Origin of the sequence: Roseburia hominis (genome assembly GCA_040702975.1) — a bacterium.
Lineage (GTDB): Bacteria > Bacillota > Clostridia > Lachnospirales > Lachnospiraceae > Allocoprococcus > Allocoprococcus hominis_A.
In genome coordinates this window covers 1,201,244-1,217,753 of record CP159990.1, presented here as the reverse complement: position 1 = coordinate 1,217,753, position 16,510 = coordinate 1,201,244, and the positions used below count along the sequence as shown (strand labels likewise).

General features: G+C 48.5%; 13 protein-coding genes, 1 tRNA gene and 1 other RNA gene. 1 reads left to right on the top strand and 14 read right to left on the bottom strand.

Annotated features, from left to right (window positions below):
• The 10 genes from ABXS75_05660 to ABXS75_05615 all read right to left on the bottom strand — a co-directional run bounded on the left by ABXS75_05660 (position 1) and on the right by ABXS75_05615 (position 10,513).
• Positions 1–3,342, bottom strand: a complete 3,342-nt coding sequence (locus tag ABXS75_05660; GenBank protein ID XCP86289.1) for a PD-(D/E)XK nuclease family protein — start codon at positions 3,340–3,342, stop codon at positions 1–3.
• 122 nt (positions 3,343–3,464) lie between these two features.
• The gene (hflX, locus tag ABXS75_05655; protein XCP86288.1) at positions 3,465–4,706 is read right to left on the bottom strand and encodes a GTPase HflX; all 1,242 of its coding nucleotides are present in this window, start codon (positions 4,704–4,706) and stop codon (positions 3,465–3,467) included.
• A 41-nt stretch (positions 4,707–4,747) separates the two neighbouring features.
• The gene (locus ABXS75_05650; GenBank protein ID XCP86287.1) at positions 4,748–5,314 is read right to left on the bottom strand and encodes a tetratricopeptide repeat protein; all 567 of its coding nucleotides are present in this window, start codon (positions 5,312–5,314) and stop codon (positions 4,748–4,750) included.
• A gap of 28 nt (positions 5,315–5,342) precedes the next feature.
• Positions 5,343–5,702: a metalloregulator ArsR/SmtB family transcription factor gene (locus ABXS75_05645; GenBank protein ID XCP86286.1), complete on the bottom strand. Its 360-nt coding sequence runs from the start codon at positions 5,700–5,702 to the stop codon at positions 5,343–5,345.
• A 13-nt stretch (positions 5,703–5,715) separates the two neighbouring features.
• Positions 5,716–6,393: a uracil-DNA glycosylase gene (locus tag ABXS75_05640; protein ID XCP86285.1), complete on the bottom strand. Its 678-nt coding sequence runs from the start codon at positions 6,391–6,393 to the stop codon at positions 5,716–5,718.
• A 128-nt stretch (positions 6,394–6,521) separates the two neighbouring features.
• The gene (gene hisF, locus ABXS75_05635; protein ID XCP86284.1) at positions 6,522–7,283 is read right to left on the bottom strand and encodes an imidazole glycerol phosphate synthase subunit HisF; all 762 of its coding nucleotides are present in this window, start codon (positions 7,281–7,283) and stop codon (positions 6,522–6,524) included.
• Positions 7,284–7,296: 13 nt separating this feature from the next.
• A complete protein-coding gene (hisH, locus tag ABXS75_05630) occupies positions 7,297–7,902 on the bottom strand; it encodes an imidazole glycerol phosphate synthase subunit HisH (GenBank protein ID XCP86283.1) in 606 nt (201 codons plus the stop codon).
• A gap of 197 nt (positions 7,903–8,099) precedes the next feature.
• Entirely contained in the window at positions 8,100–9,560 is a 1,461-nt protein-coding gene (locus tag ABXS75_05625) for a HAMP domain-containing sensor histidine kinase (protein XCP86282.1), read from the bottom strand.
• Entirely contained in the window at positions 9,557–10,237 is a 681-nt protein-coding gene (locus ABXS75_05620; GenBank protein XCP86281.1) for a response regulator transcription factor, read from the bottom strand. The genes ABXS75_05625 and ABXS75_05620 overlap by 4 nt, the downstream gene beginning before the upstream one ends.
• Before the next feature lie 203 nt (positions 10,238–10,440).
• A tRNA-Ala gene (locus ABXS75_05615) sits at positions 10,441–10,513 on the bottom strand.
• A 282-nt stretch (positions 10,514–10,795) separates the two neighbouring features.
• On the opposite strand from ABXS75_05615, the gene ssrA reads away from it, so the two are divergent.
• Positions 10,796–11,141, top strand: a transfer-messenger RNA (tmRNA) gene (ssrA, locus tag ABXS75_05610).
• 139 nt (positions 11,142–11,280) lie between these two features.
• Here ssrA and ABXS75_05605 read toward each other — a convergent pair.
• From ABXS75_05605 to ABXS75_05590, 4 genes are all read right to left on the bottom strand, one after another.
• Positions 11,281–12,666: a solute carrier family 23 protein gene (locus ABXS75_05605; protein XCP86280.1), complete on the bottom strand. Its 1,386-nt coding sequence runs from the start codon at positions 12,664–12,666 to the stop codon at positions 11,281–11,283.
• A gap of 322 nt (positions 12,667–12,988) precedes the next feature.
• Entirely contained in the window at positions 12,989–14,350 is a 1,362-nt protein-coding gene (gene hydA, locus ABXS75_05600) for a dihydropyrimidinase (protein ID XCP86279.1), read from the bottom strand.
• Between the two features lie 23 nt (positions 14,351–14,373).
• Positions 14,374–15,297 carry a membrane dipeptidase gene (locus tag ABXS75_05595; GenBank protein ID XCP86278.1) on the bottom strand — a complete coding sequence of 308 codons (924 nt, stop codon included), beginning with the start codon at positions 15,295–15,297 and terminating at the stop codon, positions 14,374–14,376.
• An 18-nt stretch (positions 15,298–15,315) separates the two neighbouring features.
• Positions 15,316–16,500: a YgeY family selenium metabolism-linked hydrolase gene (locus ABXS75_05590; GenBank protein XCP86277.1), complete on the bottom strand. Its 1,185-nt coding sequence runs from the start codon at positions 16,498–16,500 to the stop codon at positions 15,316–15,318.
• Positions 16,501–16,510 lie beyond the last annotated feature (10 nt).

Genomic DNA, 16,510 nt, shown 5'->3' with positions numbered 1-16,510 from the left:
CTATTCGCCCGCCTTCTCTTTTTCTGCGATTTTTTCCAGGACTTCCTCCCTGGAATATTTCTTTAGTTTCCGATATTCACAGCCCGGGATCTGCTCGTCGAATCCGCAGATATTCCGGTACTCACAATGCTCACACCCGGTCTGTTTTCCCATATTGTAGGGGCTGGCCGCAGCGTCCCCGCTTCTCATCTGGTCGGTCAGCTCGCTCTGCTTCTCCTTTGCAAATTCCAGCACCCGGTCGAACTCTTCCGGCGTTAACACCTTAGACGCTTTGGAATACCCATTCTTCGTCTTCCCGACCGGAATCACACTGGAACTACCCGTAAAATCCGCGTCCAGCCGTTTGATCACCGCATCGGAAGCATTTACCAGCCCGTCCAGCCTCAGCTCGCTTAAGATGGCCTCCTCCAGCTTCGCCCGATCCACTTCCTTTGCCACCACCGGGTCCTTGATTCTGTAATAGAAGATTCCCGCGGGGACCGCTTCCTTTCCCGGGTGACGTTTTTCGGTCAGGCGCAGGGCCTCGTCCATGTAGACCACAAGCTGCATCTGTAGTCCATGGTAAAATGCCGCCATGTCAAACGCCTTGGTCCCTGTTTTATAATCTATAATCTTCACATAGACCGAATCCTCCGTCTCGCACACGTCGATCCGGTCAATTTTACCGCTTCCAAAGCTGACCTCGTACCCCTCCGGCCGGAACGCCCCCTTTCCAAGCTGGCGGGTCATGGCCCACACCGTCCGGGTCATTATTCGCTTCATGCGCGGAATCATATATGCGTTTCTCGCGGAGCTGCGGATCACGGTATTACTGTAATCCACGATACTTTCCTCCACGCTTTCCTCAATGTATTGTGTTTTCAGTTCCTCCGAAAGCCCTATCCAGCCCTTCCCGCCATCTTCCACCTTTCCGGAATATTTTTCCAGCGCCGCATGGAACACATTTCCGAAATCAAGGGCGGCAAACTCATACTCCTCCCTCTCGGTAAGTTTAAGGCCATACGTCAGAAAATGTGCGCAGGCGCAGGCCACGAAGCGTTCCATGCGCGACACACTCATCGTCCGGGCGCCGTATAGCTTCTCCGCCGTTTTTCGGGTCAGATTGTCCTCAGGCTTCTGATAGCAGCTCGCTTCGACCAGCCGTTTTACTGCCTCGTGCCACTTACTCTGCTCCATATACCAGCGGTATAACTCCTGCCAGGGGGCAGACTTCATCTTCTGCGGCGCGCGAAGTCCCGCAATCATATAGTCAATTCCCGTCTCCGGCACCAGCTCCATCACTTCCATTGGATACCGATCCATGTCAAATACCAGGATCTCAGGGAACATTCTGCGCAGATCTCCCACCAGGTAAGCCGGGCGCAGGGATTTTCCTTCCGAGGACACCTTGCTGTAGCTGATGTCCAGTTCCTGCGTCGGCTTGGTCATATGAAGATATAAATAGAATTTCTGAATATAGGTCTTCTCCTTCGCCCCCGGTGCCAGCGCAATGCCTTCCTCCGAAAACCGCTCCCTGTCACGTTCGGACAAAAGTCCCCCGGACAGCGTATTTCCCGGAATAAGCGTGTCATTGGCCCCAAGGAACAGGAGGGCCTTGATGTCCTTAAGTCTCGTTCGCTCCACGTCGCCCGCCACCACTTCATCAAGGCTGGGCGGAATCACACCTACCCGCGCCTCTTCCATGCCGGCATCAAGAAGCTGGGCGTATTCCTTCAGAGAGATCGCTTCCTCTCCAAGAAGTCCCACGAATTTGTCAAACAGTTCTATCACTACCCGGTAAATCTGGGCGTATTCCTTTGCCAGAGCCAGCTCTCCGTTTTCCGCAAACCTTTTCTCCATGTCCCTGATCTGCTTTTGCAGCTCTTCCTTTTCCAGAAATCGATAGAGGGCTTCCGTCACGTCCCGCACCGTTTTCCTTCGCTGCTTCAGCACAAAGATCAGATCGTCAACCTTCTCGATGAGCCGCACCCTGAGATGATTCAATAACTCCAGTTCCTCCGCCGTCGTATACTTCCCGCGGCGGATCCATTTTTCCTGCCACCTCTTATAGCCCCGGATTCCCAGCGCACGCACGTAATTTTCCAAAATATCGATTTCCCCGGCTTCGAATCCCACAAGATCGGTGCGCAGGAACCGAAAAACGCTCTCGTAAGAGAAATTCTGCTCAGCCAGCGCGATCACGCTGCGCACGTATTCCACAAAGGAATTAAGGAGCACACTTCTCTTGTAATCCAAAAACACCGGGATATCATACCTGGCAAACGTCTTTTCGATTTCATCTCCGTACACGTTCATATCGCTGGTGATCACCGCGATCTCCCGGTACCGCCAGCCTTTTTGTCTCACCAGGGACCGGATACGCTGCGCTGCATAGTCCACCTCTTCCTTCGGACTTCGCGCACAGTAAATACGGATACTGTTCTGTTTCTTCTTATAGCATTCTCCACTGAACCGGAACAATTCCGACTCCAGAAACGCAAGAGCCTCCTGATTGCGAAACCGATAGATTGGCTTCTCATAAAGGCATACTGCCTCCTCAATCTGCGCCCGCTCCTCCCCGGCGATTTTTACCAGGGACGTCACCATCTGCTTACTGAGTGCAAAGAGCTGATAGGGGTCCTTCAAATGATAGGGATCCTCCCGTTCGTCCATCGTGACCGTCACGAATACCTTGCGGCAATAGCGGAGCATTTCCCCCAACACCTTATTCTGGACTGGGGTAAATCCGGTAAACCCGTCAAGCGCAATCACAGCATCTTTCAGCATACGAGACCTTGGGATCACCCGGCATAGCACGTCCAGTATCTCTTCCTTCGTAATATACCGGTCAGAAAGGTAATCTTCAAACGCCTGATAAACCGTCTGAATATCCTTAAGCTTTAGGGCAAGATACGCCTGACTTCCCGCCGCGTAGGCCATCAGGTCCATACCCTCCGGCGTAATGCTGTACTGGGTCAGCTCGGAAATCACGGATTTTACTTCGCTTATGTATCCCGGTTTCTTGATATTGCTTTTCAGTACGCGCAGGGAAGGCTCCACCTGCCCCGCAATTTTCCGCAGGATCAGGTTCTTCCCTTCATCATCCAGAACCGCTCTTCCTCCCTCTCCGGTCTCCTCCAGAACGCGTAGCGCCAGACGCGCAAAGCTGAGCACGTCGATGTTCATGATCCCGTGCCTCGGGTGGCGCATCACCAGTTCCTTTTGCGTCTGCATGGTAAACTGCTCCGGTACCAGTACGATATAATTCCGGTCGGGATACTCCATAGATTCTTTGATAATATGTTCATATAAATAGTGGGACTTCCCAGAACCGGAAGGCCCAAAAATAAATTGCAGAGACATAGATAATCCTCCACCTGTATTGTGCCCCAAGGGCATAGATTCTCACCTGGCTTCAAACATTTCGCCGGGTGTTCCTCCCAAAGTAAGGTCCACCGGACCTTACTTCAGGTATGCCTGGCAACTTAAATCTGTCCGTAAATCTCCTTCGGTACATAGGCCGTGACATGGATGCCGTCTTCCTCGTATCTTTCACTAAGCAGCTCCCCTTTTGTCCTGATCATCTGTACCTTTGCCGAGTCCTGATAAGAATAGACTCTCTCAACATAAATCTTCTGCTCCCGCAAAAGCTCCGTAAGTTCAGCCATCAATTTATCAAGGCCTTCCCCCGTGCGGGCCGAGATCTGGACGATCCTGTCCGCCTGAAAATCCCGGATCTGGGGGATATCGTCCAGTCTGTCCATCTTGTTAAATGCCGTGATCACCGGTTTCTCGGTAATATTAAGCCTTCTTAAGGTGTCGTACACCACATACATCTGCTCGTCCATCTGCGGATTCGACGCGTCGACCACATGAAGAATCAAATCCGCATATTTCGCCTCCTCCAGCGTGCTTTTGAAGGCTTCCACCAGATGATGCGGCAGCTTATTGATAAATCCGACCGTGTCCGTAAGCAGGATCTGCTGTCCGCTCGGAAGACGTAAGCCTCTGGTCGTCGGGTCAAGCGTCGCAAAGAGCTGATCCTCCTCCAGCACATCCGCTCCTGTCAAATGGTTGAGAAGCGTAGATTTTCCGGCATTCGTGTAACCCACGATTGCCGCTACCGGAAGGTGATTCCGGCTCCGCTGCTCTCTCGTAAGCTCCCGATGACGCCTGACATCTTTTAGTTCCCTGTTAAGCTGGGCGATCCGGTTCTTAATAAGCCGTCTGTCCATCTCCAGCTTCTTCTCACCGGGTCCGCGGGTTCCGATTCCGCCGCCCAGACGGGAGAGCGCTTTTCCCGCACCGGTAAGCTGGGTCTGCCGGTATTTAAGCTGCGCCAGCTCCACCTGGATCTTTCCTTCGCTTGTAGTCGCACGCCCTGCGAAAATATCCAGGATCACAAGGGTTCTGTCCATCACCTTCGTGTCAAGAAGCTCCGTCAGATTCGCCATCTGCGAAGGAGAAAGCTCATCATCGCAGACGATTCCGGTCGCGTCGAGCTCCCACAAAAGATCCTTAATCTCCTCAATTTTTCCTTTTCCAACATAAGTGGCGGGATGAATCATCTCCCGCCGTTGTATGACTCTGCCTACCTCCTTGGCTCCCGCAGTTTTCACCAGGTCCTTCAGCTCGTTAAGTGACTGTTCCGTATCCTCCTGGTCTCCCATACTCACACCCACCAAGATGACCCGTTCTTTTTCTTCTTTCATCTCATAAAACGCCATATATTTCTCCTATTTTCAGCCATGAACCTCATGGCAGATACCTACTCATGTAGGTCGCCCGCCTGGGTATTCAGAAATTCCAGTTCTTTTGCTGCATTCGCATCATCGGGATAAAGCCCTACATAAATTTCCAGTTTTTCCCTCGCAGAGACATAGTCCCCCACCTGCTCGTAGGCGCACACCAGATTAAAGGACATTTCCTTTAAAATCTCCTGTCCCGCATCCGGAAAATTCTGGCCATTCTCAAAATAGTACACCGCTTTTTCCGGATTCTCTGTCTTCATTGCACAGACTCCCAGCATATTATAGATCGTCGCCGTCTCCTCTGCGCCTAAGTCCAGGGCCATGCCAAATGCGTTTGCCGCCCCGGCATAGTCCTCCTGTTCAAAATAGCAGATTCCCAGCCCTCGGTATGCCTCACTTACATCCTTCTCTTCGTCAATGGATTTCTGGAATTCCTCCTGTGCAGCGACGTAATCTCCCTGCTCCAGCAGCTTCGTCCCGTCCTCCACGGCGTTGGCACAGCCGGTAAGAACCATCATGACTGCCACCAAAACTGCGGGAATCATCTGCCCCATATATTTTTGTACATATTTACTGATTTTCATACTCTATACCTTCAACTCTTCTATACTGCTATTCCGTAATGTGCTCCATGCCCTGATTGATAATAGTCTGAATATGCCCGTCTGCCAGGGAGTAGAATACCGTCTTTCCTTCCCTGCGGTTCTTCACTAATTTCATCTGTTTGAGCAGCCTGAGCTGGTGAGAGATCGCGGACTGCGTCATCCCAAGCACCTCCGCCAGGTCACACACACACATCTCCGATTGGAGCAGAACACAGAGGATTCGAATTCTGGTAGTGTCCGCAAACACTTTAAAAAAATCCGCCAGATCTTTCACCTGCTCTTCCCCAGGCATATGCCCGGCTGCTTTTTGAACCAGGTCTGTATGAATGTGAAACACATCGCAACATTCTACTTCTTCTCTTTTCATAATTACCCCTTTTCTATTTTAGTTCATCGATCTGCCAGTCGATCGGCGCAATCCCGTGTGCTTCCAGAAATTGATTCGTCTGGCTGAACGGTCTGCTGCCAAAAAAACCGCGGTAAGCCGAGAGCGGACTTGGGTGCGGTGCTTCCAGAATCAGGTGGTTCGGATTGGTCAACATTCGCTTTTTCAGCTGCGCCGGACGCCCCCAGAGGATGAACACGATTGGACGATCCTGCGTATTCAGCGCCCGTATCGCTGCATCCGTGAACTCCTCCCAACCGATTCCGCGGTGGGAATTCGCCTGATGCGCCCGCACGGTCAGAACCGTATTCAGAAGCAGTACCCCCTGTTTTGCCCACTTGGTCAGATACCCGTGAGTAGGGATCGTGCACCCCAGATCATCGTGAAGCTCCTGGTAAATATTGACAAGCGATGGTGGAATCTCCACCTCCGGCTTTACGGAAAAGCACAGGCCATGCGCCTGCCCATCGCCATGATAAGGGTCCTGCCCCAGGATCACCACCTTCACCTCGTGAAGCGGAGTCAGATGAAAGGCATTGAAAATATCATCTGCCGGGGGATAGATGCGGTGCGTGCGATACTCATTATTCACGGTTTGAAATAACTTCCTGTAATACGGTTTTTTAAACTCCTCCTGCAATGCCTCCAGCCAGTCATTATTAATTGCTGCCATCTTTCTCGTCCTCCCTGCCATATCTTCTCTGTTTAGTCTAACGTATTTCTTTCCAGTTTAGATAAATTCCCAAATCTCACTCTTATCCCATAGCTCTTTCTGTTTTACTTTTTGAACAGCCTCCACTTTTACAGCCGCACAGATACCCCTTTACCACGCAGGTATTCCTTGACCTCACGAATCTCCAGTTCTTTATAATGAAACAGGGAAGCCGCCAAAGCTGCGTCAGCCTTTCCCTTCTCACTAAGTGCCTCATAAAAATGTTCCAACGTTCCTGCGCCGCCGGAAGCAATCACAGGAATCGAAACATTTTCCGCGATCGTCCGGGTTAGCTCCAGATCATATCCTGCTTTTGTGCCATCGCAGTCCATGCTGGTAAGAAGGATCTCTCCCGCCCCCAACTTTTCTGCCTTCATCGCCCATTCCACAGCGTCGATTCCCATATCCACCCGGCCGCCGTTCTTATAGATGTTCCAGCCGCCGTCCGGACGCCGCTTGGCATCAATCGCCAATACGACACACTGGCTCCCGAACTTATCTGCAGCCTCGCTGATCAGCTCCGGCCGCAGGATCGCCGCAGAATTGACAGAGATCTTATCCGCTCCTTCCCGCAGAAGCGCCTTAAAATCGTCCACCGTGCGAATTCCTCCGCCTACCGTAAACGGAATAAATACGGTCTCAGCAACCTTCCGCACCATATCTACCACCGTATTTCTTGCATCAGAGGAGGCAGTAATATCAAGAAAGACCAATTCATCCGCGCCGGCCTTGTCATACGCTGCCGCGATCTCCACGGGGTCCCCCGCATCCCTCAAATCCACAAAATTCACGCCTTTTACCACCCTTCCGTTATTCACGTCCAGGCAGGGAATAATTCTCTTGGTAAACACTTTTTGTCTCCTCCTATAGTGCTACAAAATTTTCCAGTATCTTAAGCCCCGTCTCACTGCTTTTCTCCGGATGGAACTGGCAGCCAAATACGTTGTCCTGTTCCACAGACGCATGAATGTGTGCGCTGTATTCCGTAGTAGCCTTGACGATGCTCTCATCGGCCGCTTTCAAATAATAAGAATGCACAAAGTATACATAAGGCTCGTCCGCAAATCCCGCAAACAATCTCCCCTCGTTCTGCAAATGCAGAGAATTCCAGCCCATATGCGGAATCTTAAGTCCCTCCTTGTCCGGAATACGAAGGATTTCGCCTTTTAATACGCCCAACCCTTCCACGCCCGGCGTCTCATCGCTTCTCTCAAACAAAAGCTGAAGCCCCAGACAAATTCCCAAAAGAGGAGTCTCTTTTGCCGCCACTTCATGTATCACCGTATCCAGTCCATATTTTTTCAAATTGCACATGGCATCTCCGAATGCTCCCACACCCGGCAAGATCACCTTATCTGCATTCAGGATCGTCTCCCGGTCCCTTGTGATCACCGGAGTCTCGCCCAAATGCAGGAGGGCCTTTTCCACACTTCTGATATTACCTGCGTCATAATCAATAATTGCTATCATCTTTCTTATCCTCACTCTGTTGGAATTATATGAAACAATCTTTCTACCTGCATATCTCTCCTGGTGCAGTGTATCATTAATATTTCTCATAATACCTTGTCTATTACTAGTCATGTACCCATTATAAACATTTATCGCAAAACAGGCAACATTTTTTAAAAGAGGCTGCAACTTACAATGCCGCAGCCTCTTTCGCCTTATTTCATATCCACTTCGAACCAGAATTCCACACCATTATCATAATTTCTGACTCCATACCCCTTATGGAAGGATTCCATGATTGCTTTCACAATCGAAAGTCCGATTCCATTTCCCCCATATTCGCGGGTATGCGCCTTGTCCACTTTGTAAAATTTGTCCCAGATCCGTTCCACATCTTCCTCCGGAATCGGCTTCCCGGTATTAAAAACACTGATTCTCGCCACATCGTTCGCGGGAACGACCTTGATCTCAATCACCTTTTCCTGCTCCACATGGTTCAGGGCATTGCTGAAATAATTCCGCACCACCTGCTCTGCCTTGAACTCGTCTGCCCAGACATAGACCGGACCTTCCTGATGAAATATTACCTTCGCCTCTTTCTGGGAAATGAGGATCTCGCAGCTTTGGATCACGCCCCGAATCAGAGCTGTGATATCAAACCGGGTAAATTGCACGTCGTCCTCCCCGAACTCCAGCTGGTTCAAAGTCAACAGATTCTTCACCATCTGATTCATCTTCGCCGCCTCGTCCATAATGACATCACAATAGAATTCCCGGCTCTGGGGATCGTCACTTATCCCTTCTTTCAGTCCTTCCGCATACCCCTGAATGAGTGCAATCGGCGTTTTCAGTTCATGAGACACATTGCCCAGGAACTCCGTCCGCATCGTCTCAATCTTTTCTTTCTGCTCAATATCCTTTTGCAGCTCATAATTAGCACGCTTCAGATCGGAAATGGTCTGCTCCAGCCGTTCAGACATCTGGTTAAAGCTCTCGCCCAGGACTCCAATCTCATTGTTCCCGCCACTGGTATATTTGACATCGAACTCCAGGTTCGCCATCTTCTGCGACAAGGCTGCCAGCTCCAGGATCGGCGTCGTCAGCTTTCTGGACAGATACCAGGCCATCACCGTACCGATTGCAATGGCGATTATTCCTGCCCAGCCGATGAACTGACGGAACAGACGGATCGCAGAGCGAATGCTCTCCAGAGGGCTTCGCATAATGAATACCTCTCCGTTGTCGAACTTGCCCCACATCTCAATGTATTCCGTGTTACTCTGCGGGTCGACCGATATATTTATGCTGTAATTGTTCTCTACTTCCAAAATTTGCGCCTGATTCTTATTGAACAAATACCCCATCAACTGATTCGCCAGAATCTCCCAGTCCCGGTTATTCATATACAACGGTTTATACTCCTCGTCCATGACAAGAATGGATATGTTATTTTTCTCCACCAGCACGCCCATTTCCCCATCGGCGCGCTCCTCGAGGATCGTTCCACTCTCTACCCCTACTTTCATAAGGGCATAGACCTTCGTAAATTCAGCCTGGCGCTTTCCTACATAGAACCGCTCCAGAAATCCTACGTTCAATATGGACAGAACCAGCATGATCACCACCACCAGTCCGGCGAAGACCAGCATCATCTGTTTTTTTATCGAGTATTTCATGCCGTTACCTCGAATTTATATCCCATGCCCCAGACGGTCTTGATATAATCCCCCCTGTCTCCCAGCTTGCTGCGGAGTTTTTTTACGTGGGTATCTATGGTACGGGCATCGCCGAAATAGTCATAATTCCACACATTATTCAGAATCTTCTCCCGGGAAAGGGCAATTCCCTGATTCTCCACAAAATAAGTAAGCAGTTCAAATTCCTTGTAGCTTAACTCTACAGCCGTCCCATCGATTTTCACCATATGCGCCGCTTTATCGATCTCGATGCTTCCCGCCACAAGAACGTTGTCCGGCGACAGCGCATTCGTCCGGCGCAGAATTGCCGAAACTCTCGCTACCAGGATCTTCGGACTGAAAGGCTTGGAAATATACTCATCCACGCCCAGTTCAAATCCCTGCAGCTCGTCTTTCTCCTCACTTCTGGCAGTCAGCATGATGATCGGCACTTTGGAATCTCTCCGAATCTCCCGGCAGGTCTGCCAGCCGTCCATCTTCGGCATCATAACGTCTAATATAATAAGTGCAATGTCCTTCTGAGCATAGAAGATATCCATCGCCTCCATACCGTCTCCGGCTTCCAGTACCGCATATCCTTCCCGTTCCAGGAAATCCCTTACCAACTTGCGCATTCTGGCCTCATCGTCCACAAGAAGAATCTTCAATTTTTCCATAATTTCCACTCCTCTTATCTACTTTTTGTGATTTTAAATATTGTAACAAAGAAATGTGACATTTATGTGAATAGCGTAAGGTAATTTCATTGCAAACATTTTACCCTCCTGGCCGTCACTCAAACTGTGCCTGATATAATAATCGGAACAAAACACACAAAATCCGAACACCGGTAATCAGTGTTCGGATCTGCAAGCTTTAGTGGAGTATACGGGATTCGAACCCGTGGCCTCAACAATGCGAATGTTGCGCGCTCCCAACTGCGCTAATACCCCGTCCAAATGCTATTATAGCACGTTAGCCAATCGAATAAAAGAGAATATTTTTAATTTGCAAAAAAATTTAAATTTTGTTTTTTCAAAAATCGGGATTAAACTCATACTTAAATAACTATTGGAAGCATGATAAATAACAAATCACAATAAATAGTAGATGTCGCTAAAAATGAACGATAGGAACTGCCAGAAATTTCTCCAAAAATTTACTCCAAAAATTTCTTCGCAAAAGGCTTGCATTTGCATATAATATCACATATAATAAAAAAACAAATAAAACCAGGGCTTGTACTGGTTTCGACGGGGGTTTGGAAGTTAGAGAAGCCATCCGCGGGGCGGGACCGCGTAACAATCCGTATTTAAAAATAAACGCAGACGATAGATTAGCGTTAGCTGCCTAGTTGCAGCAGTCGGCCTTGAGTCACTCATTGCTTAAGTAACCGGCTTCGACCAGATGAGGAACTTTATCTCCAAAGCTTTGAGGAGATGGAAGAATTTATGAAGCTACTAAGACCGGCAGCCTGTCATTAGGCGTCCGGTGGAGGGAATGTTAAAATAATGACTGTGATGGGAGATGCTTTGATGGATGAGCTTTCGGACAGGGGTTCGATTCCCCTCAGGTCCACTAAATTGTGCAAATCCGGGCACTGATTACCAGTGCCCGGATTTCGTGCGTTCCGCTCCATTTACGAATGCAGATGGAGTTTTTATTTACTGTAACGATGATCCATTTTCAACAAATGCTTCAACCTAGATTTTTCATTTTTCTACTCTGCTGTCTGACGGATCTCCTCCATGATTTCCTGCTCAACCTCCTGATCTACCTTATCCTTCGGCAGAAGAATATTTAAAATCAGCGCAGTTCCGGCTACAAGAATGATACTTGATTCTCCAAAGAACATCTGAACATATTCTCCGGTACCCGCAAGTGTGTCCTTTGCAAACGAGATACCAAGTCCTAATGCCAATGATGTTCCACACAGAAGCATGCTCCTGCTTGTGAACCGGCTTCTTGCTACCAGGCTCATACCAGACATTGCGATCATAGAGAACACAACTACTGTCGCTCCTCCGATTACGCAATTCGGAATCGTGGACAAAATTGCTGAAAGTTTCGGGCAGAATGCTGAAACGACCAGAGTTGCCGCTCCACAACCCATAACATATCTGCTACATACTTTTGTAAGCGCTACAATTCCTGAACACTGGCTATAAGTTCCTGTCGCAAAACAGTTGAAAAATGAAGAGAAGATACATGCTATTGCATTTCCGATGATACCTCCTCTGAGCTCTGAATCTTTAGGCTGTCTTCCAAGACCACCCGTTGCAGACACAGTGAAATCTCCAGTCATCTCTACCGCATTAATGAAGAACAATAATACGAATACGATTGCAAAATCCCAGTGGAATTCTATTCCGAATGCCATCGGTCTCGGAAGTGCGAACCATGCTGCCTCAGAGACTGCTGAGAAATCTACAATTCCCCAGATAACTGCAACGATGTATCCTGCGACCATACCGATCAGGATTGCTGCGGCATTGACAAGTCCTTTGCCGAATCCTGAACAGATCATGATCACAGCTATAACAACAACTCCAATCACCCAGTTATGTAAGGCTCCCATATCTGCTGCGCCCTGTCCTCCTGCAAGATTGTAAGCTGCCGTTGGGAAACACGAAATACCAATCGAAACAATGATCGTTCCGGTAACGATCGGCGGGAAGAATCTCCGTACCTTCGGCAGTGCCAAACCAATAAAAATAGATGCAATCCCTCCAATCAACTGTGCTCCGAAAAGTGCTGCCAGACCATACTGGATGGAAACAGAGATACAGATTGGAAGGAATGTATAAGTAAGTCCCATCATAACGGGAAGTCCTGAACCAATCTTGATCAATCCCAATTTAATAGGAAAGACCTGAATCAATGTTGCCACACCTGCCCCAAGAAGGGAACACTGAAGTAAAAGAGTCGATTCAGCAGTGGAGAGTCCTGCACTGCTTGACACTAACAACATCGGTACGATATTACCAACGAACATTGCCAATAACTGCTGTAATCCTAAAGGAAATGCCTGTGCAAAAGGCGGTCTGCCGTCCAATTCATAAATTGCGGTACTGACATTAGTACCTGCTGAAGTATTAGTTTTCATTTTATCCTCCGAAAGATAATGGACCGGGAGCTTCTTCCCGTCCCCATCCCCCGACTTCGTTGTTACACACAGAATCCCGCGCGGTATATCTTAATTCAGTGTACATGTAGTGATAGGTCTCTATCACGTTCCTTCTGCATACATGCTTAAAAGACTGACTAAAGCCGGTGAAAGGCAGCCTTTTCCATGGATCGTTCCCACAACTTATCCATGACAGATATTTCATGGCTGATAAGCCATTTTTCTGTTCTTCACAAATTTTGATTTTGCGATCATTCCCTATTTTAAGGCTCTATCATTTGTATTTCTAAACAGCTTCCTTCTATTTGCAGGTAAGGAACTTTCCTTCCGGTTTTTCGAGAAGCCATTTACCCTCTTCTACCGCATGCTTTCCTTTCACAAAAACATGCTGGATCTGATAAGTAGATTCTACTCCTTCATACGGTGTATAATCCACATTTTCATGCTGGTTGGCCGCGCTGATCTTATGTGGACAATCTTCTTTTACCACGATAAGATCTGCATCGCTGCCTTCCTGAATCACCCCTTTTTCCGGATAAAGACCAAATATTTTCGCCGGATTCTCCGCTGTAACCTCTACAATCTCCTCCAGGCTCATACCATGCCTGCTGCCGTAAGTGAGTATTAACTCCATACGATTCTCAATTCCCGGCATCCCATTCGGGATTCTTGTAAAATCTTCTTTTCCAAGGCTTTTCTGATCTTCAAATCGGAAAGAACAATGGTCCGTGGACACGGTGTCCACTCTATGCTCCTTAAGCGCCTTCCAGAGTGCCTCCTGGTCTTTCACAGTCCGAAGCGGCGGTGATAATACGTACTTTGCGCTTTCAAAGCCCGGAAGATCATATTTGCTCTCGTCCAGCAGAAGATACTGCGGACAGGTCTCCGCATAGACCTCCTGTCCCCGCTTCTTCGCCTGCTCAATGACCTCGATCGCTTCCCTGGTGCTTACGTGGACAATGTACACCGGAACGCCGACAATCGCCGCCATATCGATGACTCGGGACACTGCCTCTTTCTCTACCAGATTCGGTCTTGACTTCGGATGATTTCCCGGATCAGACGCATCCTTTGCCCGCAGGTCCGCCTGCAGAGCCTCCAGGATTGCTCCATTTTCACAGTGTACACACAAAAGGGTCCCCAATTCCCTCATGCACTGCAAGATCCGAAACATCTGCGAGTCATTCACTCCGATTCCGTCCTGATAAGCGGTATACGCCTTAAAAGACGTAATTCCCTGTTCTTTTGTTTCTTTTATCTGCGCCTTCATATGCTCATCCCAGCCGGATACTGTCATATGAAAACTATAATCGCAATACGCCTTTCCAGCCGCCTTCTTATGCCAGCAGGCAAGGGCGTCCTTCAGCGACTCTCCCTCCTCATACTCAGCAAAATCCATCACCGTAGTCGTTCCGCCTATAACTGCAGCCTTCGTTCCTGTCAGATAATCATCGGCAGTCATACACTCGCCTGCAGGCATATCCAGATGCGTATGTGCATCGACGCCTCCCGGAAGAATATATCCTCCCGCAGCATCAATGACTTCTTCCTGCTCTTCGGCACTTAGCTCTTCGGCAATCGTGGCAATCTTTCCATCTTTCAGACGAATGTCACGCCGTACCCGCTCCTTGCCACCAATAATGACTCCATTTTTAATCAGCATATTTTCATCCTCTTATATTTATCCTAGATATTCTTTCTGAAGAACTCCAACGCATTCGTAAAGAACATCTTATCAATCACCTGTTCTGATATGCCTCTTCCAATGAGATAATCTGCAGACGCTGCAAATTTGGCCGGTGTGTCAAGTGACGCATCAATATCTGCCCCGTCAAAATCACTTCCGCAGGCAATCACATCTTCCCCGCCAAGCTCCAGCATACGGCTTACATGACGGTACAAGCTGTCCAAATCCCCGTTCTGATCATCAGACAGGAAATTCAAGAACAGATTTACGCCTACCAGACCTTTTCTTCTTATAATCTCCCGGAACTGATCCTCTGTGAGATTTCTCCTGTGTGAGCAGATGCTGCGCAGGTTGGAATGTGTCGCGATAAATGGCTTCGTTGCAATCTCGCATACCTCGTCAAATCCCCTGTCATTGATATGAGAGACATCCACGATGATCTTCTTTTCTTCCATTCGTTTAATCACGTTTCTTCCAAACTCTGTGAGTCCCTGGTCAGTTGCGTGTCCGGAACCCAGTTCATTGACGCCGTTCCACACAAGTGTCATCATCTTCACGCCACTATTTGCAAGATAATCCACATTTTCCACACGGCCGGCAAGTGCCGCGCCGCTTTCCACAGAAAGCAGCACCGCACATTTTCCTTCTGCCGTAATACGTTCAATGTCTTCTGCAGTATAAGCACGTCCTGCCATATCCGGCTGTTTTTCGATCAGCATATCCAGATAGTCTCTGTGATCGCAGAAATACTGAAAAGCATCGTCTCCCCTGATCTCGTCCGGGATGAACACTGCCATCGTCTGGCAAAGTCTCTTAAACTTTGATAAATCCTTCAGAGAGAACTGCGTCTTGTCACACAAAAAATCTGAACCTTCATTTCGAAAATTAACGATGGAATCACAATGTAAATCAAATAACTGCATAGTATGAACCTCTTTTTATTATTTTAATAATGCTTTCATTGCTCCATAGTAACACTCTGTAACCTTAACAAGCTGATCAAGCTCGATGTACTCGTTGATCTTGTGAGCCAGTGTCTCAAGTGACGGTCCAATACCAAGAGTCTTGATGCCAGCCTCGCCTGCATAGTGGCTTCCGTTTGTACAGAAGTTGTAGTTCGTGATCGTCGGATTAAAGCCAAGAGCCTTCATTTCTTTGTATACATCCTGTACGAACTGATCGTTCTCATCATACAGCCAGCCCGGGAAGAATCTCTCGCTTGCGATCTTGTTGCCTGTGTAGCAGCTTTCTTCCATCTCTACGAAGGATACCTTTGCCTTCAGAGACGGATCCTCAGCCATCATCTTATCAAGGAGTTCCTGAATCGGTGCAAGAACGCTTTCTTTCGTCTCGCCTACAAGCAGTCGTCTGTCATAGGTTGCACGGCAGTAATCCGGTACAACAGAAGCTCCCGGATACGGAGAAGATTTGATATCTACAAGTTCAAGGATACCATCGCCGAGTACCGGGTGATGTGTCGGCTCAAGTCCCTGAATCGCCTCGATTACCTTGCACATCTTGTATACTGCATTAACGCCTTCCTCCGGGCTTGCGGAATGAGCCGGAACTCCAAAGGTCTCTACCTGAAGTTCGCCACGTCCACGCTGTCCGATCTTAATGTTAAGCTGGGTTGCTTCACCGATAATTACATAATCCGGTTTCACATATGCACTGATTTCTCTTGCTGCAACACCCTCAAAGCATTCCTCATGTACAACGCCTGCTACATAAATGTCGCCCGGGAAATCATAGTCGCAGTCTTTTGCGTAGAAGATCGCTGCTGCCAGCATAGCGGAAAGAGCACCCTTCATATCAGAGGTTCCACGTCCATACATTTTTCCATCAATGATCTCTGCGCCAAACGGATCATGCTCCCATGCGGTTGCGTCCGGAACCGGAACGGTATCCATATGTCCGTCAAATAATATCTTCGGGCCGTCCTTTTTACCCTTGATGTGGCAGATGCAGTTACCATACTTATCAACGTGCACATCTGTAAATCCGGTCTCATCACAGAACTTCTTCATTTCTTCTGCAACTTTGTCCTCATGGCCGCTGTAGCTCTGAGCCTGAATCATCTTCTGACAAAATGCTACTAATTGTTCTTCTCTTTCTTTGCTTAACATCTTTTTTTCC

Bases quoted from the DNA above. Each gene is read 5' to 3' on its own strand.
- ABXS75_05660 (XCP86289.1), bottom strand. From the start codon at position 3,342: ATGTCTCTGCAATTTATTTTTGGGCCTTCCGGTTCTGGGAAGTCCCAC.
- hflX (XCP86288.1), bottom strand. From the start codon at position 4,706: ATGGCGTTTTATGAGATGAAAGAAGAAAAAGAACGGGTCATCTTGGTG.
- ABXS75_05650 (XCP86287.1), bottom strand. From the start codon at position 5,314: ATGAAAATCAGTAAATATGTACAAAAATATATGGGGCAGATGATTCCC.
- ABXS75_05645 (XCP86286.1), bottom strand. From the start codon at position 5,702: ATGAAAAGAGAAGAAGTAGAATGTTGCGATGTGTTTCACATTCATACA.
- ABXS75_05640 (XCP86285.1), bottom strand. From the start codon at position 6,393: ATGGCAGCAATTAATAATGACTGGCTGGAGGCATTGCAGGAGGAGTTT.
- hisH (XCP86283.1), bottom strand. From the start codon at position 7,902: ATGATAGCAATTATTGATTATGACGCAGGTAATATCAGAAGTGTGGAA.
- ABXS75_05625 (XCP86282.1), bottom strand. From the start codon at position 9,560: ATGAAATACTCGATAAAAAAACAGATGATGCTGGTCTTCGCCGGACTG.
- ABXS75_05620 (XCP86281.1), bottom strand. From the start codon at position 10,237: ATGGAAAAATTGAAGATTCTTCTTGTGGACGATGAGGCCAGAATGCGC.
- ABXS75_05605 (XCP86280.1), bottom strand. From the start codon at position 12,666: ATGAAAACTAATACTTCAGCAGGTACTAATGTCAGTACCGCAATTTAT.
- hydA (XCP86279.1), bottom strand. From the start codon at position 14,350: ATGCTGATTAAAAATGGAGTCATTATTGGTGGCAAGGAGCGGGTACGG.
- ABXS75_05595 (XCP86278.1), bottom strand. From the start codon at position 15,297: ATGCAGTTATTTGATTTACATTGTGATTCCATCGTTAATTTTCGAAAT.
- ABXS75_05590 (XCP86277.1), bottom strand. From the start codon at position 16,500: ATGTTAAGCAAAGAAAGAGAAGAACAATTAGTAGCATTTTGTCAGAAG.